Source organism: Kangiella geojedonensis (assembly GCF_000981765.1).
Taxonomy (GTDB): Bacteria; Pseudomonadota; Gammaproteobacteria; order Enterobacterales; family Kangiellaceae; genus Kangiella; species Kangiella geojedonensis.
Genome location: NZ_CP010975.1, coordinates 2,367,246 through 2,391,818, shown reverse-complemented (window position 1 = coordinate 2,391,818; position 24,573 = coordinate 2,367,246). Strand labels below are relative to the sequence as shown.

The 24,573-nt window shown below is 44.7% G+C and carries 23 protein-coding genes; 10 read left to right on the top strand and 13 right to left on the bottom strand.

Going from position 1 to position 24,573, the window contains the following annotated elements; all coding sequences use genetic code 11:
• Positions 1-64 precede the first annotated feature (64 nt).
• A complete protein-coding gene (locus TQ33_RS11020; protein ID WP_046562084.1) occupies positions 65-856 on the top strand; it encodes a tryptophan-rich sensory protein in 792 nt (263 codons plus the stop codon).
• Positions 857-882: 26 nt separating this feature from the next.
• The gene (locus TQ33_RS11015; RefSeq protein ID WP_046562083.1) at positions 883-1,440 is read left to right on the top strand and encodes a DNA-3-methyladenine glycosylase I; all 558 of its coding nucleotides are present in this window, start codon (positions 883-885) and stop codon (positions 1,438-1,440) included.
• 61 nt (positions 1,441-1,501) lie between these two features.
• On the opposite strand, the gene TQ33_RS11010 is transcribed toward TQ33_RS11015, so the two are convergent.
• The 4 genes from TQ33_RS11010 to tusA form a co-directional block, all read right to left on the bottom strand.
• On the bottom strand, positions 1,502-2,179 hold the full coding sequence (locus TQ33_RS11010) for a type 1 glutamine amidotransferase domain-containing protein (RefSeq protein WP_046562082.1): 678 nt from the start codon (positions 2,177-2,179) through the stop codon (positions 1,502-1,504).
• A gap of 69 nt (positions 2,180-2,248) precedes the next feature.
• Positions 2,249-2,467, bottom strand: coding sequence for a hypothetical protein (locus TQ33_RS11005; protein ID WP_046562081.1), 219 nt, complete (start codon positions 2,465-2,467; stop codon positions 2,249-2,251).
• 25 nt (positions 2,468-2,492) lie between these two features.
• Positions 2,493-3,071, bottom strand: a complete 579-nt coding sequence (locus TQ33_RS11000; RefSeq protein WP_046562080.1) for a DUF1285 domain-containing protein — start codon at positions 3,069-3,071, stop codon at positions 2,493-2,495.
• 38 nt (positions 3,072-3,109) lie between these two features.
• Complete coding sequence (gene tusA, locus TQ33_RS10995) at positions 3,110-3,361, bottom strand: sulfurtransferase TusA (RefSeq protein ID WP_046562079.1); 252 nt, start codon at positions 3,359-3,361, stop codon at positions 3,110-3,112.
• A 186-nt stretch (positions 3,362-3,547) separates the two neighbouring features.
• Here tusA and TQ33_RS10990 point away from each other — a divergent pair, with 186 nt between their 5' ends.
• Positions 3,548-4,024 carry a Dps family protein gene (locus TQ33_RS10990; RefSeq protein ID WP_046562078.1) on the top strand — a complete coding sequence of 159 codons (477 nt, stop codon included), beginning with the start codon at positions 3,548-3,550 and terminating at the stop codon, positions 4,022-4,024.
• A gap of 24 nt (positions 4,025-4,048) precedes the next feature.
• On the opposite strand, the gene TQ33_RS10985 is transcribed toward TQ33_RS10990, so the two are convergent.
• Together TQ33_RS10985 and TQ33_RS10980 are read right to left on the bottom strand one after the other, a co-directional pair.
• On the bottom strand, positions 4,049-5,836 hold the full coding sequence (locus tag TQ33_RS10985; RefSeq protein WP_084617009.1) for a tetratricopeptide repeat-containing diguanylate cyclase: 1,788 nt from the start codon (positions 5,834-5,836) through the stop codon (positions 4,049-4,051).
• 312 nt (positions 5,837-6,148) lie between these two features.
• Positions 6,149-9,343, bottom strand: coding sequence for an amidohydrolase family protein (locus tag TQ33_RS10980; RefSeq protein ID WP_046562076.1), 3,195 nt, complete (start codon positions 9,341-9,343; stop codon positions 6,149-6,151).
• A gap of 202 nt (positions 9,344-9,545) precedes the next feature.
• On the opposite strand from TQ33_RS10980, the gene TQ33_RS10975 reads away from it, so the two are divergent.
• Positions 9,546-10,928 carry a DEAD/DEAH box helicase gene (locus tag TQ33_RS10975; RefSeq protein ID WP_046562075.1) on the top strand — a complete coding sequence of 461 codons (1,383 nt, stop codon included), beginning with the start codon at positions 9,546-9,548 and terminating at the stop codon, positions 10,926-10,928.
• A gap of 421 nt (positions 10,929-11,349) precedes the next feature.
• Here TQ33_RS10975 and TQ33_RS10970 read toward each other — a convergent pair whose 3' ends face one another.
• On the bottom strand, positions 11,350-11,841 hold the full coding sequence (locus tag TQ33_RS10970) for a hypothetical protein (RefSeq protein ID WP_046562074.1): 492 nt from the start codon (positions 11,839-11,841) through the stop codon (positions 11,350-11,352).
• A 616-nt stretch (positions 11,842-12,457) separates the two neighbouring features.
• Here TQ33_RS10970 and TQ33_RS10965 point away from each other — a divergent pair.
• Positions 12,458-14,644, top strand: a complete 2,187-nt coding sequence (locus TQ33_RS10965) for a PKD domain-containing protein (RefSeq protein ID WP_052735294.1) — start codon at positions 12,458-12,460, stop codon at positions 14,642-14,644.
• A 215-nt stretch (positions 14,645-14,859) separates the two neighbouring features.
• Positions 14,860-15,234 (top strand): DoxX family protein, encoded by a 375-nt coding sequence (locus TQ33_RS10960; RefSeq protein WP_046562073.1) that lies wholly within the window; start codon positions 14,860-14,862, stop codon positions 15,232-15,234.
• On the opposite strand, the gene TQ33_RS10955 is transcribed toward TQ33_RS10960, so the two are convergent.
• From TQ33_RS10955 to TQ33_RS10945, 3 genes are read right to left on the bottom strand one after another with little or no spacing between them, the layout of a single operon-like run.
• Positions 15,209-15,529 (bottom strand): c-type cytochrome, encoded by a 321-nt coding sequence (locus tag TQ33_RS10955; protein WP_046562072.1) that lies wholly within the window; start codon positions 15,527-15,529, stop codon positions 15,209-15,211. The genes TQ33_RS10960 and TQ33_RS10955 overlap by 26 nt on opposite strands.
• Positions 15,513-15,983: a GNAT family N-acetyltransferase gene (locus TQ33_RS10950; protein ID WP_046562071.1), complete on the bottom strand. Its 471-nt coding sequence runs from the start codon at positions 15,981-15,983 to the stop codon at positions 15,513-15,515. The genes TQ33_RS10955 and TQ33_RS10950 overlap by 17 nt, the downstream gene beginning before the upstream one ends.
• A gap of 56 nt (positions 15,984-16,039) precedes the next feature.
• A complete protein-coding gene (locus TQ33_RS10945) occupies positions 16,040-16,474 on the bottom strand; it encodes a c-type cytochrome (protein ID WP_046562070.1) in 435 nt (144 codons plus the stop codon).
• A gap of 254 nt (positions 16,475-16,728) precedes the next feature.
• Here TQ33_RS10945 and TQ33_RS10940 point away from each other — a divergent pair, with 254 nt between their 5' ends.
• A complete protein-coding gene (locus TQ33_RS10940; RefSeq protein ID WP_046562069.1) occupies positions 16,729-17,190 on the top strand; it encodes a thioesterase family protein in 462 nt (153 codons plus the stop codon).
• Positions 17,191-17,227: 37 nt separating this feature from the next.
• Entirely contained in the window at positions 17,228-18,181 is a 954-nt protein-coding gene (rarD, locus tag TQ33_RS10935) for an EamA family transporter RarD (protein ID WP_071841121.1), read from the top strand.
• 50 nt (positions 18,182-18,231) lie between these two features.
• Here rarD and TQ33_RS10930 read toward each other — a convergent pair whose 3' ends face one another.
• The 3 genes from TQ33_RS10930 to TQ33_RS10920 all read right to left on the bottom strand — a co-directional run bounded on the left by TQ33_RS10930 (position 18,232) and on the right by TQ33_RS10920 (position 22,110).
• Complete coding sequence (locus TQ33_RS10930; RefSeq protein ID WP_046562068.1) at positions 18,232-18,717, bottom strand: DUF2165 family protein; 486 nt, start codon at positions 18,715-18,717, stop codon at positions 18,232-18,234.
• Positions 18,718-18,852: 135 nt separating this feature from the next.
• The gene (locus TQ33_RS10925; RefSeq protein WP_228640516.1) at positions 18,853-19,473 is read right to left on the bottom strand and encodes a MarC family protein; all 621 of its coding nucleotides are present in this window, start codon (positions 19,471-19,473) and stop codon (positions 18,853-18,855) included.
• A 234-nt stretch (positions 19,474-19,707) separates the two neighbouring features.
• Positions 19,708-22,110, bottom strand: coding sequence for a TonB-dependent receptor (locus tag TQ33_RS10920; protein ID WP_046562066.1), 2,403 nt, complete (start codon positions 22,108-22,110; stop codon positions 19,708-19,710).
• A 622-nt stretch (positions 22,111-22,732) separates the two neighbouring features.
• Here TQ33_RS10920 and TQ33_RS10910 point away from each other — a divergent pair.
• Entirely contained in the window at positions 22,733-24,070 is a 1,338-nt protein-coding gene (locus TQ33_RS10910; RefSeq protein ID WP_046562064.1) for a threonine/serine exporter family protein, read from the top strand.
• Positions 24,060-24,554 (top strand): thermonuclease family protein, encoded by a 495-nt coding sequence (locus TQ33_RS10905; protein ID WP_228640170.1) that lies wholly within the window; start codon positions 24,060-24,062, stop codon positions 24,552-24,554. The genes TQ33_RS10910 and TQ33_RS10905 overlap by 11 nt, the downstream gene beginning before the upstream one ends.
• Positions 24,555-24,573 lie beyond the last annotated feature (19 nt).

Sequence of the window (24,573 nt, the reverse complement as noted above, 5' to 3'; positions counted from 1 at the left end):
GATTATACGGCAATTTGGGTTATTTTCTAACCTAGAAAGCCAACAAATTCAGGAGAATGCACAAATGTTGAAGATTAAAGCAATTAGCAACCTGATATTAGTCGCTGCGGTGATTTTTATTAGCTATTACAGCAGTATCGTTGGGATTAATGGTGAGACGCAAGCGACCGTTAGCCGAGGGCTTTCAACAGCATTTACACCAGCGCCCTATGCCTTCTCTATTTGGGGTATTATTTTCGTCATGTTGGTGGTGGTTGCGATAAAAGATGTTCGTTTGGCATTTTCCCGCAAAGAAGAGGGCGACTACAGCTATAACTGCTGGTTAACTCTAGCGCTAACCCTTACCGTGGCTTGGACTATAGTCTGGTCGTATTTGCTGATTGGTTGGTCTTTAGTGGTTATGGTGGGAATTTTTATCAGTCTGCTGTTGGCCGTGTTGGATAAAAGACCTCGTCCTGTGAGTGCCAACATTACTTTAGCGTTGTATTTTGGATGGATCAGTGTGGCGCTGGTGGCGAATGAGTCAGCGTGGTTAGTGAATATTGGGTGGGTTAATGACAATGGCCAAGGTTGGCTGAGCGATCCAAGTTTTAGCGTGATGCAGAGCGCGTTGAGCCTCGTGTTGTTTGCGTTGGTACTGAGCTTTAAGCAGGTAAAGAAAGGCTTAGAGCCAGCGATCTTTGTATATCCGATGGTTGGAGTGTGGGCTTATATCGCCATTATGGTTAAAAACGGTGCCGGAAACCCTAACTTACTGGTTTATGTGTCGGCGTTTTTTGCTTTGATTATGTTGGTGGTGGCTGGTTACTTCGGCACCAAGTGGAATGCCAGTTATTCGGCTAAGAGCAAAGACTAGCGATATAAAAACCTTAAGGAATCCTAATGACAAAAAAACGCTGTGGCTGGGTGAGTGACGATCCCCTCTACATAGACTACCACGACAACGAGTGGGGACGTCCTGAGTACGATGATCAAAAGCTGTTCGAGATGCTATGCCTAGAGGGTGCTCAGGCAGGTTTGAGTTGGATTACCGTACTCAAGAAACGCGAACATTACCGTAAAGTGTTTGATAATTTTGATCCGGTTAAGATTGCAGAATATGATGATAAAAAGCGCGAACAGCTGTTAAATGACGCTGGAATTATAAGAAATAAACTCAAAGTGAATGCCTTTATCGTCAACGCCCAGCGCTATTTAGAGATAACCAGAGAGCAAAGCTTCAAAGACTATGTGTGGCAGTTTGTGGGTGGTGAACCTGTTAATAATCATCGAAAAACCCTAAAAGATGTTCCTGCCACTACGCCCGAGTCAGATGCGATGGCGAAACAACTGAAAAAAGATGGCTTTAAATTTGTTGGCAGCACCATCTGCTACGCCTTTATGCAAGCCACGGGCATGGTTGATGATCATGTTGAAGAGTGTTTCGTTGAGAGCAGATAGGTAAAAAAAGCCACTGAATTGAAATCAGTGGCTTTTCATTATAGTGATAGGCTACTAGGAGTTATCCTAACTGCGCCAGAACGGCTTTAGCTGTTTCTGCCGATGAGGCTGGGTTTTGGCCCGTAATCAAGTTGCCATCGATTTGGACAAAAGACTCCCAGTCATTGCCTTTATAGTACTTTCCACCATTTTCTTGAAGCATGTCTTCAACAAGGAAAGGTACGACATCAGTTAACTCAACGGCTGCCTCTTCGGAATTACTAAATGCAGTGACTTTTTTGCCCGAAACAATGGGATCGCCTTGCTGATTTTTAGTATGTCTAAAGACCGCGGGAGCGTGACATACTGCGCCAACAGGTTTGTTGTCTTGGTACATTCTCTCAATAATAGCTTTCGAGTCAGCACTTTCAGCGAGGTCCCATAATGGACCGTGGCCGCCTGGATAAAACACTGCATCATAGTCATCAGGGTTAATATCCGACAATACTTTTGTGCTAGCCAAGTGTTCTTGGGCTGCCTTGTCATCTTTAAAACGATGGGTGGTGTCAGTTTGAGCATCATCACCGTCGCTGTTTGGATCGAGCGGTGGTTGACCACCTTTAGGCGAAGCTAAGGTTATTTCAGCTCCTGCATCTTTGAAGACATAGTAAGGCGAGGTGAACTCTTCAAGCCAAAAGCCGGTTTTGTTGCCAGTGTCGCCTAGTTGATCGTGCGAAGTTAATATCATTAGAACTTTCATGAATCACCAAAATTGATGTGTGTTACCTACAAAGATGGCGTCGCGAATGTGTTTTTCAACCATTGATAGTTATCGCTTGCTTTGAAACATCCCTTTAAGTTGTTTAACGATACTGAATAATGAGCCCGAAAGGCCAATAATGACAGCCGCTACAAGAAGACCCACGCGAAGCTTTACGGGGAATTCAAACCAGTTCCAATAGTCATTGGCTAAGATAAAGCCAATGATAATGACCGCGATGAGATAGCAACTAAGGGTAAATTTGGATAAAGGTCGGAATTTAGGCATGAGGTATTCTGTTATGTTTATTGGTTTAGATAGTGCCGAGGCTGTAAAACTGACCAGCAGAGACAACGCCTAAGTGTTTTTGATCGTCGATGAGGCGTTCTTCAGCTAACTCGACTAGTTGGTAAAAGACGTTGCGATGAATTAAAGCATGTAAGTTTTTGCGAACCACAACGTATGGCGAAGGCTCACCCGTTTTTGGGTCTTGTTCCACCCATAATGGATTATCGTCAGTCAGAAGTATGGTGTTATCGCAATTATCTGTGAAGACGATAACGGGGCCTTTGTCGGTTTCTTCAACCGCCATTTTAATCACTAAGAAAGGCGCATCTTCGACTTTAATCCCCAGTTTTTCGACCGGTGTGACTAAAAAATAATCGTCGTCTTCTTTTTTAAGTACGGTAGAGAACAGTTTGACCAGACGCTGACGGCCAATGGGCGAGTTTTCGTAATGCCAAGTACCATCGCGCTTAATGACCAGCGCCATATCACCACAGAAGTCGGGATCCCACTTATCGACAGGCGGCAGTTTATTATTATCTTGAGCTTTGGATATTTCGCTTAAAATCGAATTAAAGTCAGAACTGTGATCGTTGTCGTTACTCAATGTGACATACCTAATGTAACTAGCTATGGTTATGCGGCCTAAGGCAAGCCTTTGCGGATTAAGTATTTATAGGGCATCTCGTCAGTACTGCTGGCGAGAAGCTGGTGATCCATAAAGGTACAAAACTTAGGAATATCTCGCGTAGTGGATGGATCGTCGGCGATGACTAAGAGTGTTTCGCCTTGCTCCATCTTGCGTACATTTAACCGTACCATCATCACAGGCTCTGGACAACGTAGGCCAAGAGCGTCGAGTTTACGATCAAAGTTGTCGAAGTTGAAATCTGTCATGATGGCTCAATGTATATGGTATATGATTGGAAAAATTGTGCGAATTTTAGTCTTTTTCAGCTTTTTTCTAAAGCGAATTGGCTAATCATAGGAATAATATATTACATTCTTTTAAAAGATTAATTTTATATATTATTGATGGTTCGTTAAGATAGTAGCATAAGTTAAGCAAAGGAGATCGATTGAATGAATAAAGCGATTAATATCGGCATCGAAGAACAGGCACGTGAAGAGATTGGTCAGGGGCTTTCCCGCCTATTGGCAGACACTTATACCCTGTATTTACAAACACACAATTTCCACTGGAATGTTACGGGACCTTTTTTCCAGCAATTACACGTATTATTCGAAGAGCATTACGTCGAGTTAGCTGAAGCGGTAGATGAGATTGCTGAGCGTATTCGTGCGCTGGGTATTTTGTCTCCAGGGACGTACCAAGAATTTGCCGATCTTTCGAGCATTAAGGAAGTGAAAGGCGATATCCCTGCTGAAGAGATGATTGAGCGTTTAGTGGATAGTCATGAAACCGTAGTAAGAACTGCGCGTCAGGTTTTAGAAATTGCGCAAAAAGCGGATGATGAGTCGTCAGCGAGTCTAGTCGGTGATCGTTTGGTGGTTCATGAGAAAACTGCTTGGATGCTTCGCTCGCACTTACAAACATAGAGCCTAGAGCTAGGCTAGCGATACTTAATCTTCGCTAGTGCCATTAATAGAGGTCGAAACCACGCGGTTTCGGCCTTCTTTTTTGGCTTTATAAAGCAACCTGTCAGCGCGATTAATCACCATATCTAAGTTTTCATCATCGGGTGTATATTCTGTGACACCAAAGCTTGCCGTTAAGTGAATACCCTCAGCAAGACTCTCAAAGTCAGCATTGGCAAACTGCTCATTGAGACGGTTAGCGATTTGAATCGCGTCAGAAATGTTGGTATCGGGCAAAATGATCAAGAATTCTTCACCACTGATGCGACCGATTGTATCGTTATCGCGCAAGGTGTGGCGCGTGATACTGGCGAGGCGATTGATCACCTTGTCGCCAATACGGTGGCCGAAACGATCATTAATGGTTTTGAAATGATCGATGTCGAAAATAATTAAGCTATAAACGGTTTTATCGAGGGCCGTGCGTTGGTGCTCATTATCTAATTTACGGAACACTTGGCGCCTGTTGGGTAAGTGAGTTAGATTATCCGTTAAAGCCATCTCTTCATTTTGTCGAGCAACTCGGCGGTATTTGAAGATTAGCCAGCAACAAATCAACAACAGTAGCAACATTAAAATAACCAGTGTAATGAGCCAAACACTGTATTCTTTATATTGTTCTACAAACTTACTGCTGATTTGATTTTCTTTTTCGAGTAGCTTGTTTTCAAAAGATAAACGTTCCTGATCAAGCTGCTCACGAGACAAGTTAGAAACATAAGTCAGGTTGTCGTTAAAAGCATCTCGATAGGTTTTAAAAGAGTCGTCCAGTAAGGTAAAAGCTTGTTCGTACTGACCGCGTTGAGCGCTGATATCCGCACGAAGTTTTTTAAGATAGAAGTCATCTAGTGCCGCTACTTTTTCAGCTTCCTCTATAGCGTACTCAATATGCTGCTCTGCTCGGTCCAGTTCGCCTAGTTTAAGGTAAGCATAAGCAAAATCAGTTTGTAACTCGTAGCCAAAAAGCTTTTCACCAACTTGTTCCTGTAACTGCTTTGCTTTCTGTAATTGCTCTATAGCGGCGGCATAGTTTTCTGTATCGGTGTTAATTCGAGCTTCAACTTGGTGAGTGAATGCTTGTAGAGGAATGTCATTTTCCTGAATCGATAAACGACGGGCCTTATGCGCAAATTCGAGAGCTTTATCGTATTGTTTATTAATGCGATAGGAGTCGCCAAGGTTAGCGTAAAAATAGATATTGCTGACTAATGCCGGGTGTTTTTCCATAACCTCAACCGCTTTTTCAAAGTACATGATGGCGGATTGAGTATCGTTGAGGAAATTATACAAAATACCAAAAACGTTATAGGTCTCAGAGATAAGATAAGGGTCGTTAGACTCCAAAGCATAATCTAGCGCAAGGTCGAGTAACTTAATGGCTTCTTTATAACGGGAAAGTAGAGAGGTGATGTAGGCTCGCTCTAAAATCAAATCACCAAGTTTATTCAGTCCCCAGGTATCTTTGACATCTTCATATAAATTCTCTGACTCAGATAGCGCTTTTTCGATATCCCCTTCAGAGCGCAAAACGAATATATTGACGTATTGGTATTGTCGGTTAAGTGATAACTCGTCAACATCTTGAACAAGCGGTTGTGCTATCGAAAGAAACTCTCTTGCACGCAAAGCATCGCCATTTAAGATGTGGTAATTCGCCATCAAGATATTGGCTAAAGCTTCGGAGTGGTTATCCAGATCGGGTTTATTAAGAAGGTTAGTGATTTTTAAATAAAATGCTTCCTGCTGACGTTCTGGAACGGACAAATTAGCCATGCCGTACAGCTGTTTCTGTAAAGCGCTGGAATTAATATTTGAAGAGGGATGAGCAGAGAAACTAGGTGATGCTGCTTTGTCAGGAATTATAAAAGCGAACGCATTACAACTAAGCAAACATAAAAATACAAACTGTATGCATTTCCTATAGATGTACACGTGTTCCCTTTTATTAGATTGATAGTTATAGACCGCACTTTACACCAATCCCTGTGAAAAATGAACAACCAGACAATGCGGGAGTGCATTGTCTGGTTAAAAGTTGAACAAACTCAGATTTGTACTTACTGATACAATCAGAACCTACGAGTGTTATTCGAAAAAGAAGGCTGGACGTTCTTTTTCTGTAGGTGCGACTTGGTTCATGGTTTCAGCCTCGTACAGCTTACCGTTTAGCATCACCATGTTCACTTTCTCTGAGTTTCGCAGGTTCTCCATAGGATCAGCATCTAGCACCACTAAATCCGCAAGTTTACCGGCTTTAAGTGAGCCTAGTTCATCGTCCATACCCAACATAATAGCGCCATCTATGGTACCAGCACGTAGCGCTTCTAATGGTGTCATGCCGCCTTGTTCAAACATCCACATTTCCCAATGCGCTGCTAAGCCTTCGCGTTGACCATGAGCACCGACGAGAACTTTAACGCCCAAGTCTTGTAGTTCTTTGGCAACCGTCGCGTTATTAACGTGGTTGTAGTCTTCGTGCGGCGCTTTCATGCGACGACGAGAGGCTGGTTCAAGAATTTGGCGTGGTACAAACTTGCTCAAAAGCGGGTGTTTCCAAACGTCTGTCTTGTCGTACCAGAAACGCTCGCCCCAAATACCACCATAAGCCACGCCAAGCGTCGGCACATAAGCGGTTTCAGCCTGACTCCATAACTGCTTCACATCATCATAGATATTAGCAACAGGAATCGAGTGCTCAATTGTGGTGTGGCCGTCGATGATCATGCTCATGTTGTGCATGAATAAAGAACCGCCCTCAGGAACCACTAACATGCCAGTATTGCGGGCAGCTTCTAGAACCTGCTGACGTTGATCACGGCGTGGTTGGTTATAGCTTTTTACCGAAAAAGCACCAGCCGCTTTCATGCGTTCTAAATGACCATTGGCATCATCCAAACTATCGACTTCGGCGGTAATGTAGTGGTTTGCCCCATACAAAATCGTACCCGTAGAGAAGATACGTGGCGCTGTGATTAAGCCTGCTTTTTGCATTTCGCTAGCCGAGAATACGGCTTCAGTATCAGCGGAAGGGTTGTGCGTGGTGGTGACACCAAAAGCTAACGAAGCTAACGCGTTCCAGTTGGTTTCTGGTTGAATTTGATCGTTAGCATAAGAACCGTGCCAATGATAATCCACGATGCCTGGGATAATGGTTTTGCCTGAAACATCAATCGTGTTCGCGCCAGAAGGAATGCCAACTTCGTCACGGCTACCGACAGCTTTGATACGGTTATTTTCAACCACAACCACACCATCTTCGATGACCTGCTCACCTTCCATTGTGATAACTTTAGCACCAACTAACGCTGTAACACCTTCAGGTTTATCCGCTTTGACTGGGAGCTCGATTTTCGTTTCGCGAGCAGTCCCTTCGCTGGCTTTACCGCCTTCGGCTAAGAAATCGAATTTTTCCGCTAGTTCTTGTTGGTACAGCGTAGGGCCAAGTGACCACGACAGCTCAGAACCATCTTCTGACCATGCAAGGTTAGAGCCGGCGAACGTTGAGAATTGCTTCACTGGCAAGTTGCGTGCTGAAGGGCCTGTATTAATCGCGCCACCACTCTTAACGAATGGTGTGACGTAAACCTGGTAGCGTTGCGTAAAGGCTAACCATTTTTGATCCGGCGAAACAGCAAAATCTGAAATCCAGTTGCCTGCGTAGTGCTCCTGCTTATTGTTACCACTTAAGTCAGTGCTTACTAGCTTACTCTCGTAGGTTTCGCCGTTGGCTTTAGTGGTTGAGAAGAAAACACGATCGTTGGCGCCTGCGAAGAAAGGATTTGAACCAGAGTTGCTGACTTTAGTCACTTCTTCTTCATCAAGGTTAACGCTGAATATCCCCGTATCATTCGAATAGAGCGGGCTGGTAATATAGCCACCACTAATCGCTTGATAAGTTGCGAACTCGCCATCAGGACTCAAGCTTGGATTAACGTAATGACCTGGCTTATCAGAAATCACCTCACCGCGACCACCGCTCGACGATACGATACGTACCGTGCCCAGCTTCTTATCGTCCCAAGTGGTGTAGATAATGTCATCGCCATCAGCAGAGTAGCTTGGGTAAAGTTCGAAATGGTCATTTTGGCGGGTTAAGCGCTCCGGTTTACCGTTCGGTAAATCGACCGTGTAAATCTTGCCTAAGCTTTGGAATACCGCTTGATCACCTTCTGGAGAGACCTGTAACCAACGTAGCATCTTAGCGTTAAAGCGATCTTCGCCCACAGGATTTTTTTGTGTCACTGCGGCACGCATTTCGCGCTTATCATTGACTTCAAAAGGAATCTGCGCGACTTCTTTCGACTCGATATCGATTTTATGCAGCTTTCCTTTAGCCCAAAACACGATTTCTTCGCTGTTTGGAGTCCATGAGAAGTTCGGGTAAACCCCATGAATCGCCCATGTTTCTTGCATATCACGCTCTAAGTCTTCGTAAATTGGGAACTCAGCGCCCGTTTCACGATCTTGCAAGAGCAAGGCTGACTTGCCGCTGATGCGACGCACGAAAGCGATGTACTTACCGTCTGGCGAAGGCTCTGGACGTACTGCGCCACCCGGGCCATCGATCCAAGTTTCGGTTTTACCAGTGTCGCGATTAATCGCGAACACTTTATAGATCTGCTTAGTTGAATCTTTGCTGTACTCGAAATAGCCGCCAGGGGTAGAGTCGCGGGAATACAAAACGTATTGACCGTCTGGTGTAAAGGCTGGTTCGCCTAAATCTTTCTGCTCGTTAGGGCGTTTATTTAATTGAACGCCGCTACCGCCTGATTTGTGATACAACCAAATTTCGCCCGCACCAAGAGAGCGCGTGCCAGTAAAGTGTTTGCGCGCCGCAATGTAATCGCCGTCTGGGCTCCACTTCGGGTTGTTTAGCAGGCGGAAGTTTTCTTTGGTGACTTGGTATTGATCGCTACCATCAACATCCATCACCCAGATGTTATCGCCGCCACCCTGATCAGTGGTGAACGCAATTTGTGAGCCATCTGGAGAAAAATCAGGCTGCATATCCCACGCCATGCTGTTGGTAATGTTAGTCGCCTTACCGCCAGACATCGGCATAGTGTAGATATCGCCTAATAAGTCAAAAGCAATCATTTTGCCATCCGGGCTAACATCAAGGTTCATCCAAGTACCTTCAGTCACATTCAACTCGGCGAATATCGCTTCACCGGGAGGGTTGTTAACGTCCCACTTGGCGTCTTCTTTCTTCTCCTCAGCCTGTGCTGCGAAGCCCAAAGAAACCGCCAAAAGGCCGCTTATCATGGAATATTTATACATTGTCACATTCTTATTAAAATGGTCCGAACCTAGCAATATAAAGACTTGACGCCAAAAGGGCAAAGGGTGGAAGAGGTAAGTGTTACGAAAATTGTAAGAAAATTTGAACGGTGGTGTCAGAGCAGTAATGATGTGGCTATTTGCTCGTAGTTTGAGTGGATTACGGTTACACTAGTCGTCTATTGCACTGATAAAGCCTTTGATGACCTTTTCCGAACTAAATTTGATCCAACCCCTTCTCGATTCGCTTAACAAAAGTGGCTACAAAACGCCTTCGCCGATCCAACAAAAAGCTATACCTTTGATTCTGAGTGGCTCAGATGTGATGGCGGCAGCGCAGACGGGGACGGGCAAAACCGCAGGGTTTTCACTACCCATCCTGCAAAAATTGTCAGAAGGCAAAAAACCATCGCCAAATTCGGCGCGTTGTTTAATTTTGGCGCCGACGCGAGAGTTGGCGGAGCAGGTGCATCAAAGCGTACAAAAATACGCATCCGATTTATCACTAAAGTCGCAAGTGGTATATGGCGGCGTCAAAATCAATCCTCAAATGCTGAAACTGCGTAAAGGCGCTGACGTGCTTGTAGCGACGCCAGGGCGTTTATTGGACCTGATGGAAAAGAACGCAGTTAACTTCAAAGACCTAGAGTTTTTGGTTCTGGATGAAGCCGATCGTATGTTGGATATGGGCTTCCTACCGAGTATTAAACGGATTTTAGCCAAGCTCCCGAAAAAGCGTCAGACTCTTTTGTTTTCGGCTACCTTTTCTGAGTCGATTAAAAAGCTCAGTCAGCAGTTTTTAAATAATCCAGTATTAATAGAAACGGAAAGAACCAATGCCACCGCGACAACGGTTAAACAGTGGATTCATCCCGTTGATAAAAAGCAGAAAGCGGCTTTGCTGAGTTACCTCATCGAAGAGAATCGTTGGCACCAGTTGTTGGTGTTCGTGAGAACACGCCGTGGCGCGAATCGCTTAAGCCTTGCGCTAGAAAAGCGTGGCATAAAAGCAAGCTCGATTCATGGCGGAAAAAGCCAAAACGCACGTAATCGTGCGCTAGCAGAGTTTAAGTCAGGCAAGGTACAAGCCTTGGTCGCCACTGATGTCGCAGCACGAGGGCTGGATATCGATCAGATGCCTGTGGTGGTAAATTATGACTTACCAAACGTCGCTGAAGATTATGTTCACCGTATCGGTCGGACTGGCCGTGCAGGAGAAAAGGGTAGTGCTATCTCCTTAGTCAGCGCCGATGAAGTGGATGACCTGCGGGCGATTCAAGACTTAATTCGCAAGCAACTCGAACGGATCATTATTGACGACTTTGAACCACATCATGTTGTCCCAGAAACCGAATTAAAAGGCGAAAAGAAAAAGAAGCCTCACAAAAAGAAGCTTGCCAAAGCCAAGTTAAAACAATCTGGCAAGAAATCAGGTGGCTCTCAAGATAAAGGAAGCCAACCGAAAAGAGGCAAGAACGGCTATAAAGGCAGGTCAGCGAATAAAGGGAAAACGGCTAAGAAAAAGCTGAGTAAAAAGAAACCGACTAGCAAGAGTGCGAATAAGATCTGGGATAAAAAGAGTTAATGTAGCCTCGAGCAGCGTCAGCGTGTTCGAGGAGTAATACCTCGAATTCACTCCATTCCTTCGAGGCTACGCTTGCTCACTTAGTGAAAACGTAATCACAAGAAAGCTTTCCTGTTAGCCCTCCTTCAAAACAATTCAGAGTAATTGTGTCACCAACTTTGTCATAGCGTGTGGGGACGTAAACATTCCTACCATCCTGTAATTTTACATTCATAATATTGTAGTAATAATTGCTACGTATAATGACTTCTTCTACAGTACCTTGAATATTCTTTCTATCACTAAAGGCAGTTGTGTACTCAAGGAGAATAAGTGCAGTAAGGCATACGCATAAAGATAAATAAATAATGGTTCTACCGAACCTAAAGAAGAATGTTTTCATTAAAATAAATGTACTATGACCGAATTTATTTAGCTGAAATTAATAACTTTTCAATTTCCACTTAGTCAATAAGATGTCAAAGGTCTGCTTGGCAGTATTGATCGTTTCGGGGTTGTATTTAACGGAAAAATCTACATCTAGTGCTCCACTCCCCCATTGTTCTTTAAAGCTCCAGTCTCCCACATAATTAACTTTACCTGCTTCAACAGAAAAGAAGTAATTAAGATGGTCTAAGCTTGGCTTTACATTGTTGTAGAGAAGGTACCTCGATAGTTTATATACGCCGGGTTCTAGTTTGAATACGACAGGCTTTCCTCTATTTCCGTGGCGAATCATATCGTTGAGGTGGGTTTTTTGCCCAGTTTTTATATTTTTAATCTCGACTGTAGCGGAGAGAGCAGCCTTTTGGTTATCCCCCTTAACTAGGAGAATAGCAAACTTTGGATCTGAAACCATTTGGATGTATTTTTGTTTTGTTGTAATACAACCAGATAATAATATTGCCGAGAGTAATATAGTTAAGCGTCTCATTATGCCTCTAAGAGTTCTAAAGATTTGGGAGGATTTCATTGGTTAAATAAATGGGGTCAGAGTGCATTTATGTATTCTCTGAACCACAAGTGTAACTGTTTTGTGCAAAAGGTAAGGTTAGTAGTAACAATAGTCCTAATTTTTTCATCCTGAATCCTTTTTATTTCTAGTTTTATCGTTTCTTTATTAGTGTTGTTTCTTTCAGCTATCTGTACGTAATATAAACAAGTGTGATGCATTTCGCAAACTGCGGAGCAACGGGTCTGAGCAGCAATGCAAGGGCGCATTGGTGTCGTTCTAAATCAAAAAAACACTATGGAGGTCTAACCAGCTATAGCCTACGCATGCGAGTGGATATAGCGGAGGGGGACTTATAACTTATTGATTTTACAGTTCTTTAAACACATCTTAATCTCATCTAGTAAAATGTTTAAGTCTCAAAACAATTAAAAGCTTTGAACTGAGGTTTCAATCAAGGCCTTTATTGTCAGGATAGACAATCGCTTTGGTTACGACGAAATCTTTCCATTACGGGGACTCACGTAGAACTTATGCGGAACCCTGTAAACCAGCGAACGATGCTGTTTTCTGGTGGAACGAGAACGAGGAGTAACTTATGTTTAATCTCATGAAACGACTATTAGCGATAAGCTCTTTAGTGTTCGTCATGTCAGCTTGTAGTGATTCTGACTCGAATGACGATAATTCAGATTCCGAAAACCAAAAGCCAGTAGCGGAAGCTGGCGATGATCAGGATGTAGCGGTCGGCGCCGAAGTTACATTAAATGGTGCGGCAAGTTCAGATCCTGATGGTGATACATTGACCTATCAATGGACTCTCTCTTCAGCGCCTGCGGGTAGTACGGCAGTGTTAGCCGCTGCAACCAGCGCAGAGCCAACCTTCACAGCAGACGTAGAAGGTTCTTATACTGCGGAATTGGTCGTTAGTGACGGTGTTCTATCGAGTGATGTCGATAGTGTAACGGTCGTGGCCGCAAGTGCGAATCAAGCGCCGGAAGCAAACGCTGGCTCAGATCAGGATGTGAATACGGGCGCAACAGTCATGCTCGATGGTTCAGCGAGCGTTGATGCTGATGGCGATACATTAACTTATCAGTGGGAAATCACGTCTAAACCTTCGGGTAGCGCCGCTGTTCTAAGCGATGCCGATGTAGAAAGTCCAACGTTTATTGCAGATGTTGATGGTACTTACACCGCTGATTTAGTAGTGAATGACGGCACGGTGGACAGTGATGTTGATTCTGTAACCATTATCGCAGCAACGGTGAATACAGCGCCGGTATCGAATGCAGGTAAAGATCAGAGTGTTAAAACCAATTCCACAGTGATGTTGGATGGTTCTGCAAGTACGGATATTGATGGTGATGAAATCACGTATCAATGGACTTTAACTGCTAAGCCTTCTGCGAGTGTGGCTGTATTGAGTGATAGCACTGCAACACGTCCGACATTTGACGCGGATGTTGACGGTACTTATACGGCTGAACTTGTGGTCAGCGATGGTACGGTTAGCGGTAGCGCCGATGCTGTAACAGTAGTCGCTGCTTCAGCAAACTCTGAGCCTGTGGCAGATGCAGGTGATGATCTGCACGTTAAAGCAGGCACAGTGGTGACATTAGATGGTACAGCGAGTTCGGATGCTGATGGTGATTTAGTAAATTACCAGTGGGCGTTAACATCTACTCCGGCGGGTAGTATGGCTGCATTAAATAATGTCAGTTTAGCCACGCCAACATTTGTTGCCGATGTCGAAGGTACTTATGAAGCTGAGTTAATTGTTGACGATGGTTCAGTAAATAGTAGTGCTGATGCTGTAACGGTTGTTGCTTTAGAAGCAAACACAGCACCGATTGCGCATGCGGGCTTAGAGCAAAGCGTTAAGACGGGTGCAACTGTTACCTTAGATGGCTCGGCGAGTGTTGATGCCGATGGTGATGCTATCGCCTATGAGTGGGCAATTATTTCTGCTCCAGCGAGTAGCGCAGCATCATTGAACAGCTCGACAACAGTTGATCCGAGCTTTACTGCTGATGTGGAAGGATCTTATACGATTCAGTTAATCGTGAACGATGGATCAATCAAATCAGAAGCCGACACTGTGACTGTAGTTGCCGCGACAGCAAACGCTAAACCGATTGCAAATGCTGGTTTAGACGCACGAGTTACGGCAGGAACATCTGTCACGCTGGATGGTACAGGTAGCTTTGATGCGGATGCTGATGTATTAACGTATCAATGGACATTTGTATCAAAACCAAGCGCTAGCTCAGCTACATTTGTTGATGCTACGGTAGCCACTCCAGTCTTCACTGCTGATGTCGAAGGCAGTTATGTGATTGCGTTGGTGGTGGATGACGGTACGGAAGCAAGTATCGAAGATCTTGTGTATGTTGAAGTGATTCAACCACAAGTAACCCTGAGTAAGCAGTTTGGCGCAGACGCAAACGCAACCTTTAATCAGGTCGCTATGCCTTATTCGTCAAGCGCGACAGTTGACGCTTCGGCAAGCGGCTCTACTGACTTTACGTTAGATACCTTTAGTATTGTGGCGGAAGGTCAGAATTATACGATTACAAATATTCAAGTAACGGATGATTCAGGTAATGTATCACCTTACTTCACAGTAATCTCTGATGGCTTCGTTTTGCTAGAAGGCCAGGCCGTAGAGTTTGCATTAATGTCACCGCTTACAGCAGGAGTAGAAACGAACTTAACCTTTAGTTTTGAAATTGCTGAAACAGGGCAAACTTTTGAAGCAAACTATACTTTTACGAGTAACTAAATAAATAGTGATGCGTAAACTAAAGCCGGGGTTCGCCCCGGTTTTTTTATGGTTATTTCTATGTCTGGTTCGGGATGATATTTTTTATGACAATCGCAGCATCCTTTCCTTATGCTTGAAAGCATAATAGCATCAAGATAGCTTGATTAAGAGACGGCGTGTAATGTTTTCAATAATACATAGTCTATAATCCAAGTGGTTAATGGAGAAGTAGAATGAAAATCAAGATTGTTACAGGGTTATTGGCGCTTATCTTCTTATTGTCAGGCAGCGCAAAATTATTGGGCCTAGAGTTTGAGGTTGATGCGTTTGAGCGTTGGGGCTATCCGGTGTGGTTTATGTATTTTACGGGTGCTGTTGAAGTTGCGGGTGCTGTTGCTTTATTGGTTCCGCGTTTGGTTTCGGTCGCGGGCTTGGGTTTAAGCGGTGTGATGGTCGGCGCTGTGGCGACACACGTCATGCACAGTGAGTGGATGATGTTAGTGATTGCCAGCGTAATTTTGCTGACAGCAGTTTGGCGTGCGTATGTTGGTCGACAAGATATTAGAGCGCTTATCCGAGCTATTACTGGCTCCTCGGCTGCAACATAAAATCCAACGCTTTTTGAAGTTCTGCTTCGGTGCAGTCGAAACAGCCGCCTTTCGGTGGCATGGTTTTATAACCTTCTAACATGCTTTTCATCAAAGCATCTTCGCCTTTATCAATGCGCGCTTGCCACTGTTCCAAATTTCCACGCAGTGGTGCGCCACCATGGCCACGTTCATGGCAACTAAAACAGGAGCGGTAGTAAATACTTTCACCATCATTCTTAGGCGGCTCTTGGCTACAGCCCACGAGGATGGATATCAAAACTATTATTAGAGAGATTTTAAGCTGCGGGCTCATGATCGTTTACCATATAGAGGCAATCAGCCAAAGGCATGATTTCTGGGTACTCTTGAACCTTAAAACCAAGTTTAAGGTAAAGCTTTTTGGCGCGGGTATTGGCCTTTAACACAAACAGTGAATAGCCTTTACTGTTGAACTCTTGATCGCCAATTGCCATGAGTTGTCTGATAAGTTCAGTGCCGACGCCTTTGCCTTGGAGGTCGGGCTTAACCACTAGCCTTCCAAGGTGTGTGTAACCAAGTCGTTGGTAGGTTTGGCCAAAAGCGACGACTTGTCCATTGTCGATCAATACTCGGCTGTGCAGTTCATCGAGTTTTAAGTCGTGAATAAAGGTTTCGGCAGTAAAAGGAAAGCGTACGCCCGGCCCAGCCCAAATATCGAATACTTTAGGATTTCGAACCCACTCCATGACTTCGAGTAAGTGCGGCTGTTCCGGCTTAATGCACTGCATAAATCGTAAATTTCAGGCACAAAAAAGCCGATCAATCGATCGGCCTTTAATAATGATTACTTGCTTTCTTCTAGCATGTAGTCAACAACAGCTTTGATTTCGTCGTCTGAACAGTCGGCACAAGTACCTTTTGCAGGCATTGCGTTGATACCGTTGATCGCATTGTTATAAACTGTTTCGATGCCTTTAGACATGCGCTCGTCCCAAACCGCTACGTCGCCCATAATTGGAGCGCCAGCAACGCCAGAAGCGTGACATGCTGTACAGTAGGTGTTGTAGATATCTGCTGGTTCACGAGGACCTGAAGATGCTGTTGTTGGAACTGTATTGGATACTTGTGGTACCTCATCGCCCTCAACATAAACTTTATGAACTGGCTCTAAACGATCTTTAACGTTTGAGTCACTCAAGTGTGTCGCTGCCGCTGCGCCGGCAAATACTGCTGCTGTGAAGCTCACAGCTAATACGAACAAGGATTTAACTTTAATCATGGTCTCTCTCTATCAATACAGATCATCGGCTCTAAGCTTACACCATCAGAGTAAACTTGCCCAAACACCCGAGGGCGAAAATTCAGTGCGCAAATTATAACCGTAATCTAGGCGTGATCAAATAGGCGATGCAAAATAACCCAAAGTTATTCCGAATATTCACTTTAAGGCATACTTTTTTTTAGGCAAATCAGGCACAATGGCTCTAAGTTCTAGGTGATGGACCATCTCTTTGGTCAACTCGGAGACGTAGCATGGGTTCTCTACAGCAAGATGCTTTGCATATGCTCGGCGAAGCACTCGTAAACAACATTCCTTTCAATCGACATATTGGCCTTAAATATCAAACGGTTAGCGAAGAAGAGTGCGTGATCACTTTTGACATGAAGCCCGAGCTTGTGGGTAATTATATTCAAGGTATTTTACACGGTGGCGTTATTTCCTCAGCGATGGATATGGTCGGCGGAACCATGGCTGCTGTGGGGATTTTGCACACTAATCCAGCCACACATCTGGATGAATTAAAAAAGAAAATTGCAAAATTAAGCACTATCGACTTACGCGTGGATTTCCTCCGCCCTGGGCGGGGAAAGACGTTTTATGCGAAAGCCGAGTTACTTCGGGCAGGCAAAAAAGTCGCGGTGGTGCGTACCGAACTAATTAACGAGAACAAAACCCAGATTGCTGTGGCAACGGGTACGTTTATGGTTGGTTAGCTCGTTCACACTCTATATTTTTCAATAGGTTATCGTCATGACAGCTGAAAACACAACAAATCAGCAATCAGCTCATTTGTCACAAAATAGCGATCAAGAGCAGAAAAATAACAAAGCCGGTTATTTATGTGGTCTCGGTGCTTTTGTGATTTGGGGCTTGGCACCGATATATTTCAAAGCGGTGCAACAGGTATCGGCTCTTGAGATCCTAGCGCACCGAGTGGCTTGGTCTGTGCCGGTGGTATTGCTAATCATGTTTATCATCAGGCGCCCATTTCCTAAGGGTGTGCTTAAAGATAAGAAAACCATGGGGATACTGGCGATAACGGCGGTGTTGATTTCGGGTAACTGGCTGGTCTTTACATGGGCGGTGACACATGATCGGGTACTTGAAACCAGCTTGGGTTACTTTATTAATCCGCTAATTAGTGTAGCGCTGGGAATTTTCTTCCTCAAGGAGAAGCTTTCGATTTGGAGTAAGTGGGCGCTAGGCTTGGCGATTGCTGGCGTGGCCTATCGCGTGGTTGTGCTCGGAGGTTTACCGTGGGTCTCTCTATTCTTAGCGTTTTCTTTCGGCTTCTATGGATTGCTTAGAAAGCAGGTTAACATTGGGCCGTTACAAGGCTTATTGGTTGAAACCTTGATGGTGCTCCCGATTACGGTAGGCTATATCTACTACTTATGGCATACGGGGACTGGTAGTTTCTTAAACTTATCACCAACCATAGATTGGTTGCTGGTAGCGGGCGGTATTATCACAACAGTGCCATTGGCGTTGTTCTCTGCTGGCGCGCGAATTTTGCCTTTAAATACCATTGGGTTTTTACAATACCTCGCGCCAAGTCTGACCTTTATTTTGGCCGTTTTTGTGTTTAAAGAGCCCTTTAATCTCGATTTATTGATGACCTTCGGCTTTATTTGGGCAGGTTTGGTGGTTTATACCATTGGCGTGATAAAGAATTCGAATAGACGCCGTATCGTATCCAATTAATATGAACTAACCATGGCGTGGAAGCTCATGCCATGGTTAGTAGTCAGGGGTTAATCATCAGCTCTAACGATGACCCATATAAAAACGCAGCTTGCAAAATACTGGAATGCGCCGCCTAACGACTGAGCGCCTACAGACGTTTGCCACAACTGAAACCAAGCGCCGCCAAGCACACCAAAAAATCCGAACCAGACAATGATGCCAATTCCTGCACCCAGTAAGGACAGCGATTTTGCTTGGTTAAACGATGCTGAGTCTGAACGACGTGCCTTAAATAGTGCTAGCGTACCTAGGAATAGTAAGACTCCTGCGGTTAGCTCAAGTGCAATAATGATGAATACACAGACCCAAACTAAGCCACTATTGGTAATAGCTGGAAACCAAGAGTTGGCATAATAAGTATGCTCTGACATGCCTAAAACGTACGATACTGACTGGAAGCATGCTTCTAAGTTGGCAAGGTTTTGTAGCCCATAAATAAGGCAAAGCAGTGATAGAAACAACACTAATATAATTTTTAAATAACGGATCCCCATAATCCCCTCCATTGTTTGTATAAAAAACATCCACTGCTAATATAGCAGAAAGTCGGGAGAAGAGGTGCTGAAGTTATTGAGGCGAACCGAGTAGAAGTAGAGCAGGGTTCGATTGGCCTCTTTCACTGCTTAAAGCTAGCGCGTGGATGACTCAACAGTTTCAAGCCACTCAAAGATATGGAAAGCTTCTAAAATAAATTCTAGTGACATGGCTGCGAGAATGAGTCCCATGACTCGAATAAGGATAGCCGCACCATTTTGTCCAATGACTTTTAGAATGGGGCTTGCTGCTAGCATAAAGAGAAAAGCAACGGCTAACACGCCTAACATGATCAAACTGGTTCCGACTTGGGTTTGGATATCGTACACATGATTATCGGTGAGCAGAATTGCTGCCATGATAGCGCCGGGGGTTGCAATTGACGGCACGGCCAAGGGGAAAACTGCAATATCGTGTCCTTGCTCCTTTTCGCCACTCGAACTAAAAGCTAGTGCATCACCAAAGATCATTTGAAGAGAAAATATAAAAAGAATCATGCCGCCAGCAACCTGCAAAGAAACTAGGCTAATGCCCATGGCGGAAAGCAGAATCTGTCCAATGACTACCGCGCCAATCAATATGATCGCCGAATAAATAATCGCCTTAACTGCAGTCTTAAAGCGCTGTTTAGGGGTTAAAGTCGCGGTAAGTGACGCGAAAATGGCTAAAGTACCAATCGGATCGATGGTAGCCCAAAGAATGAGCGCGTCTTTAATAAACTTTTCGATGGTAATCTCCTTAACCTGAGTGGCACTTTATGATCATTCAGCGGACACGGAACTGGTGTATGACAAAATAAAGGAAACTGAATTGGACGCTGTAGATATGGGGGTATTGCTTATAATTTCAAGGGGTTACTTTAGAAAACTCCCAAGGAGGTCGGCCTAGCGAGAAGGAACAACTAAGCCAACCTAGGGGTAACAGTAAGAAAATTTACAACTAACTTTAGGTTAGAACGTTAAACGGAATCCTGCAGAAAAAGTTCTCCCCGCACGTGTCGTGCGATCCTTTAAGAAGGAAGCATGGTCACGGATTTCTTCGTTGCCCATGTTGTCACCTTTTACGAATAACAAAAGGTCTGCATTATCAAGATAAACGTTATAGCCAACACTCATATTCACTAGGGTGTAACCTTCTGTAGGAAGTTCTTCGTCAGCGACTTGGTTTTGGTCGTAGGCTTTAATCACCGAAAAGTCAGCACTTAAGTCACCTTGGACAAAGCCGATATTACCGCCAAGTCGCTTGGCAGGTGTTCGAGGTAAGTAGCCACCGCTGTCCAAAGTCGCTCGGGTATAGTCACTAAACAATCCTGCTTTCCAATAAGAGTCGCCTTCATAACCAAAGGTCCAGTCGATCTCCGCTTCCAAGCCAGTGAAGGTTGCGTCACCTTGAGTGAATTCAAAGATTGGAAACTCGTCATGTTCTTCATGTTCATCATGACCGCCGCCAGCATCATGCTCTTCTTCGTGCTCATGGTGAGCGAGATAGATGTAGTCTGATACTTGGTTGTGGAATAGCGATACGGACGCGTGTACTTCGTCTGTGTGATAGCGTAAACCGATATCGATGTTTTTAGCGGTTTCTTTGTCCAGATTCTCGTCGCCCACTTCAATACTAAGGGTCGCTAAATGAGGGACATAGCTGTTTTCGCTGTCAGGGTCTTCTACACGACCAGCATTGGAATAAAGTTCTTCAACCGAGGGTAAGCGTTGAGCGAATGCTAAGTTGATCGGTAATGACCATTTATCATTCATGTGCCACACAGTACCAGCGGCAAAGCTATAAGCTTTGTCGTCTCGTTGAGCGCCTGTGAAATTAGCGGTGCTGGATACATCAATCTTTTGTTGATCAAGACGTAACCCAAGCTCTGTGTGCCAGTCACCTTGGTCCATTTCTTCTAACCAGAAAATACCGTAGTTTTTAGTGTTAGAAGCAGGAATAAAGGTCTCAGCGCCTACTGCCGAAAAGTCGCTATCGCTGAGCTGCAGGCCGAACGCGCCTTGCCAACCGTTCCATGAATTATGGACCGCTTCAATGCGAAGCTCTTGTGCATCGTTGGTGAAGCGTGTGCTGACCTCATCACCTTCGATTTCTTGGTGCTCGTAGTCAGTTTTTGAATAGTTAAACTTCAGGTTTTGAAAGCCTGCAAACGGCTCGCTTAACTGACCTTTAAGGTTGTAGCGCTTTTGCTCTAGATCGAGGAAAACATTTTCATCGTGCTCTTCATGTTCCTCATGTTCTTCGTGCTCCTCATGATCATGTTCTTCTTCGTGCCCGTGAGCATGCCCTGGTAAGCCGTAAGCACGCTCGAACTCGGTATAAGACATGCCAATAAAGCCACGGTCGCCAATGTAAGAAACGCCGAAACTACCACCCTTAGTATCGGTGCGGGTGTTATTTAAGATGCCACCGTACTCTTCCTCATGCTCAGCATGTTCTTCCTCGGTCTCACCTTCGTGCTCATGTTCTTCTTGTGCTCGTAAGAAAGAAGATTCAGCGTAAGCAGGGATTTCATAGTCATCGGTTTCAGACTTAAAGCCATCAATATTGAAGGCGAAATTACCTGCTGAAGCGGTAACGGTACCAACAGTACTGCGTTCGCCCGTTGTTGAGTCAGCAACTCTAGCTTCAAAACCACCTTCAATACCATCGGTTAAGTGCTGAGGTATGCGGTTATCGACCACATTGACCGCACCGCCAACTGCGCCGCCACCGTAAAGTAATGTTGCAGGGCCTTTTAAGACTTCAACACGTTCAGCCAAAAGCGGCTCGGCGGCAATCCAGTGATCAGGACTGGAGTTTGATGCATCTTGAGTGGAGCTGTTATTGCTGAGCACCGTAACGCGATTGCCTTGCTGACCACGTATCACAGGACGGCCAGCGCCAGCACCAAAACTGGAAAGGTTGATACCGGGAGTTTGGGCCAGTGTTTCACCAATATTGGCGCCACGATTTTTAACCAAATCATCACCACTGATAATGACGGCAGGTGAGGCCATTTCTAAACTGGAATGTTCAAGAGGATTACCCGTGATCACTAAAACTTCTGCGTTTTCCGGGGTTAGGTTAATCGACTTTTTGGTGCCATCATGACGTACGGAACGGTTGATGTGGCCTTCGGTACCGCCTTTGATGTCGAGAACATAGCGTCCTTCTTCAAGGTTTTCGAAAGTAAAATTACCGCTAGCATCCGTAGTCGTAGATAAATTCTGTGCGCGAAGGTGTACTTCGACACCTTCAAGTGGTTGGTTGTCGTCACCAGTAATGACGCCTGAAAGGTTCTTTTCAGCCGCTAATGCGCTCTGGGAAGCCAAGATTCCCGTAATTAATAGACTTAGTGTTCTAAGTTTCATTGTGGTATTTCCTCAAAATTTCTAGCATAAGCTTGAGCCCACGAACTTACCGTAGAGACAACTTCTCTCGGTTCAGCGAGGGACCAATAACGTAAAAGTAAGTTTTTAAAGTGAATGAATCGTTATGCTATTTGAGGCGGGGCGCGTCCATAGAAAGGACGGATGCTGCGCACAAAGACCGTGCTGCTATTGAGGGTGATCATTTCTGCGCTAATCTCGAGTGGTTGTGGAACCGTTATCTGATTAGGAGCTGTATGCAGTTGATTGCCAGCATGATGTAAACAGAAGGTACACTCGGGAAGATCGGTTGCATCCTGGTGAATCGGTGAAAATGCATGCGACACGCTAAGCAAAGCCATGCTTAGCAAGGCAGCTACCATAATTATGTGGCGTAACATTTTATTCATAGTGTATTCACGCAGCTCTTTATTAAAGAGTTAATGCAAAGTCCATAATGGATGTTTAAGAAGTCATTGCCCAAACAGGCAAAATACTTCAAGTTTGCAATGCTATTCTATTAAAAAGTAAGATGCAATCTATACGCTGTAGATATTTGTAACAGAGTTTCTCTCGTATTATTGAAAATAACTATAAATGATTAATTCATAAGGAAAAAGTTGCTATGGCCGACGATTTGCCGATTTCGATAGCCGAGCGTCGATTGGACAATGTGCCGAACTATCCTGACCGCCACGAACCGGTGGGATTTATGTTGCGTTTGATCAAAGCGCTGCATACGTATGGAGTGCCTAGTTATGAACTGGAGCGTTTGATGACTAATGTGGCAGACCAGCTGGGTTATGGTTTACAGGCTACAGTGGTTCCCACCAGTATTACCATGACCTTCATCCAAGATGAAGACAAACCCCGAACTTATGTCATTCGTTCGAATTCGGGTGAAGTGAATGTGGACAAGCTAAGTCGCACGATTGATGTGGCTTATGCGGTGATTAATGATGAAATCACAACCGAGCAAGGCGCAAAAGAGCTAACGGAAATTACCAATTCAGCGCCACTACATAGTAAGTCTTGGATGATTCTTTGCTTTATGCTGGTATCGACAGCCATTTGCCGAATTTTCGGTGGTGGCATCCCTGAGATTATTACAGCGTCAGTTACCGGGTTAGTGGTTGGCGTGTTTGTTAATGTGGGTGGCCTACGCTCGGAAACAGTGTCGAACTTGATGCCAGCTTTGTCTGCATTTTTAGCAACACTCATATCTTTCGCCTTCAACTATTGGATCGGACTGAGTTCGACCTATATTCCTGTAGTGTCAGGAATTATAGTGCTGGTTCCAGGCATGATGCTAACCATCGCTATGGCCGAGTTAGCAACCCAGAATTTGGTATCGGGTACCGCACGGCTGTTAGGGTCGGTGGTAATTTTTATTCAGATGATTTTTGGTGTGGCGATTGGTGCACAATTAGCAGCTTTGTTTTTTGGAGAGGCTTCAATCACAACCATGATTGACCACCAGCTGCCACGATGGACTGTCTGGATTGCGATCTTAGTCAGCTCATGGTCATTGATGATGTTATTCCAAGTTCGTAGCAGACACCTTCCGTGGATTGTTATTACTACAGCCTCATCATTCTTTGTGTCGCGTTGGGCTGGAGCCGAGTTAGGCGCTGCGACCGGTGCTTTCTTTGGGGCGTTAACCGTTGGTGTGTTTGCAAACCTAGCCTACCGTATAAAACAGGTACCCACTGCTGCAGTGATGATGCCCGGATTTATTATCCTGGTTCCTGGAAGCGTTGGCTTTAGAAGTCTGACCGAGATTCTAGACCATAATATCATCGGTGGTCTGGAGTCAGCCTTTAACATGATTATTGTGGGAATTTCTTTGATTACAGGTCTGTTGATATCGTCCATTGCTACGTTGCCAAAACCAAAAATTAAAACAGAGCCCTTGGAAGTCGAGGCGACAGCCACAAAAATCATAGAGAAAGATGATGAATAACTCCATGTGGCGTTTGGTACTGGTCTTTTGTTTGCTTATTGCGACAACTTCATGCAGTCAAGCTGGAGAGGCGGGCTACCAACTAGTGTACGTTCAAGATGGCGATAGCGCCGTTTTGTGTTGTGATAAAGGTAAACAATTTACGGTCAGACTACTTGATATTGATGCCCCTGAAAAACATCAGCCTTATGCCGAAGACTCTAAGGCAAGACTGGAACGGTTTTTAAAGGGAGAGTCATTGGCTCTGCGCGGCTCGAAAAGAGACCGTTATGGTCGTCGTCTAGCGGTTATAGAAGTCAATGGCGAAAGTATTAATGATAAGATGGTTGAGTCGGGCGCGGCTTGGGTCTGGAAATATAGCAAGAGTAAGCGCATGAGAGCGCTACAGCAAGAGGCCAAAGAGTCTGCTATTGGCTTATGGGCTTTGCCGGAAGCGCAGCGACAGAACCCTTGGGAGTGGCGTCAATCTCACCCTAGGAAATGATGTTAGGAATAGAGTTGGA

Bases quoted from the DNA above. Each gene is read 5' to 3' on its own strand.
- TQ33_RS10950 (WP_046562071.1), bottom strand. From the start codon at position 15,983: ATGCAGTGCATTAAGCCGGAACAGCCGCACTTACTCGAAGTCATGGAG.
- TQ33_RS10985 (WP_084617009.1), bottom strand. From the start codon at position 5,836: ATGGCTAATTTGTCCGTTCCAGAACGTCAGCAGGAAGCATTTTATTTA.
- TQ33_RS10910 (WP_046562064.1), top strand. From the start codon at position 22,733: ATGGCCGACGATTTGCCGATTTCGATAGCCGAGCGTCGATTGGACAAT.
- TQ33_RS10970 (WP_046562074.1), bottom strand. From the start codon at position 11,841: ATGAGACGCTTAACTATATTACTCTCGGCAATATTATTATCTGGTTGT.
- TQ33_RS10980 (WP_046562076.1), bottom strand. From the start codon at position 9,343: ATGTATAAATATTCCATGATAAGCGGCCTTTTGGCGGTTTCTTTGGGC.
- TQ33_RS10905 (WP_228640170.1), top strand. From the start codon at position 24,060: ATGATGAATAACTCCATGTGGCGTTTGGTACTGGTCTTTTGTTTGCTT.
- tusA (WP_046562079.1), bottom strand. From the start codon at position 3,361: ATGACAGATTTCAACTTCGACAACTTTGATCGTAAACTCGACGCTCTT.
- rarD (WP_071841121.1), top strand. From the start codon at position 17,228: ATGACAGCTGAAAACACAACAAATCAGCAATCAGCTCATTTGTCACAA.
- TQ33_RS11005 (WP_046562081.1), bottom strand. From the start codon at position 2,467: ATGCCTAAATTCCGACCTTTATCCAAATTTACCCTTAGTTGCTATCTC.
- TQ33_RS11020 (WP_046562084.1), top strand. From the start codon at position 65: ATGTTGAAGATTAAAGCAATTAGCAACCTGATATTAGTCGCTGCGGTG.
- TQ33_RS10955 (WP_046562072.1), bottom strand. From the start codon at position 15,529: ATGAGCCCGCAGCTTAAAATCTCTCTAATAATAGTTTTGATATCCATC.
- TQ33_RS10975 (WP_046562075.1), top strand. From the start codon at position 9,546: ATGACCTTTTCCGAACTAAATTTGATCCAACCCCTTCTCGATTCGCTT.
- TQ33_RS11010 (WP_046562082.1), bottom strand. From the start codon at position 2,179: ATGAAAGTTCTAATGATATTAACTTCGCACGATCAACTAGGCGACACT.
- TQ33_RS10945 (WP_046562070.1), bottom strand. From the start codon at position 16,474: ATGATTAAAGTTAAATCCTTGTTCGTATTAGCTGTGAGCTTCACAGCA.
- TQ33_RS10990 (WP_046562078.1), top strand. From the start codon at position 3,548: ATGAATAAAGCGATTAATATCGGCATCGAAGAACAGGCACGTGAAGAG.
- TQ33_RS11015 (WP_046562083.1), top strand. From the start codon at position 883: ATGACAAAAAAACGCTGTGGCTGGGTGAGTGACGATCCCCTCTACATA.
- TQ33_RS10930 (WP_046562068.1), bottom strand. From the start codon at position 18,717: ATGGGGATCCGTTATTTAAAAATTATATTAGTGTTGTTTCTATCACTG.
- TQ33_RS10920 (WP_046562066.1), bottom strand. From the start codon at position 22,110: ATGAAACTTAGAACACTAAGTCTATTAATTACGGGAATCTTGGCTTCC.
- TQ33_RS10940 (WP_046562069.1), top strand. From the start codon at position 16,729: ATGGGTTCTCTACAGCAAGATGCTTTGCATATGCTCGGCGAAGCACTC.
- TQ33_RS10960 (WP_046562073.1), top strand. From the start codon at position 14,860: ATGAAAATCAAGATTGTTACAGGGTTATTGGCGCTTATCTTCTTATTG.
- TQ33_RS10965 (WP_052735294.1), top strand. From the start codon at position 12,458: ATGTTTAATCTCATGAAACGACTATTAGCGATAAGCTCTTTAGTGTTC.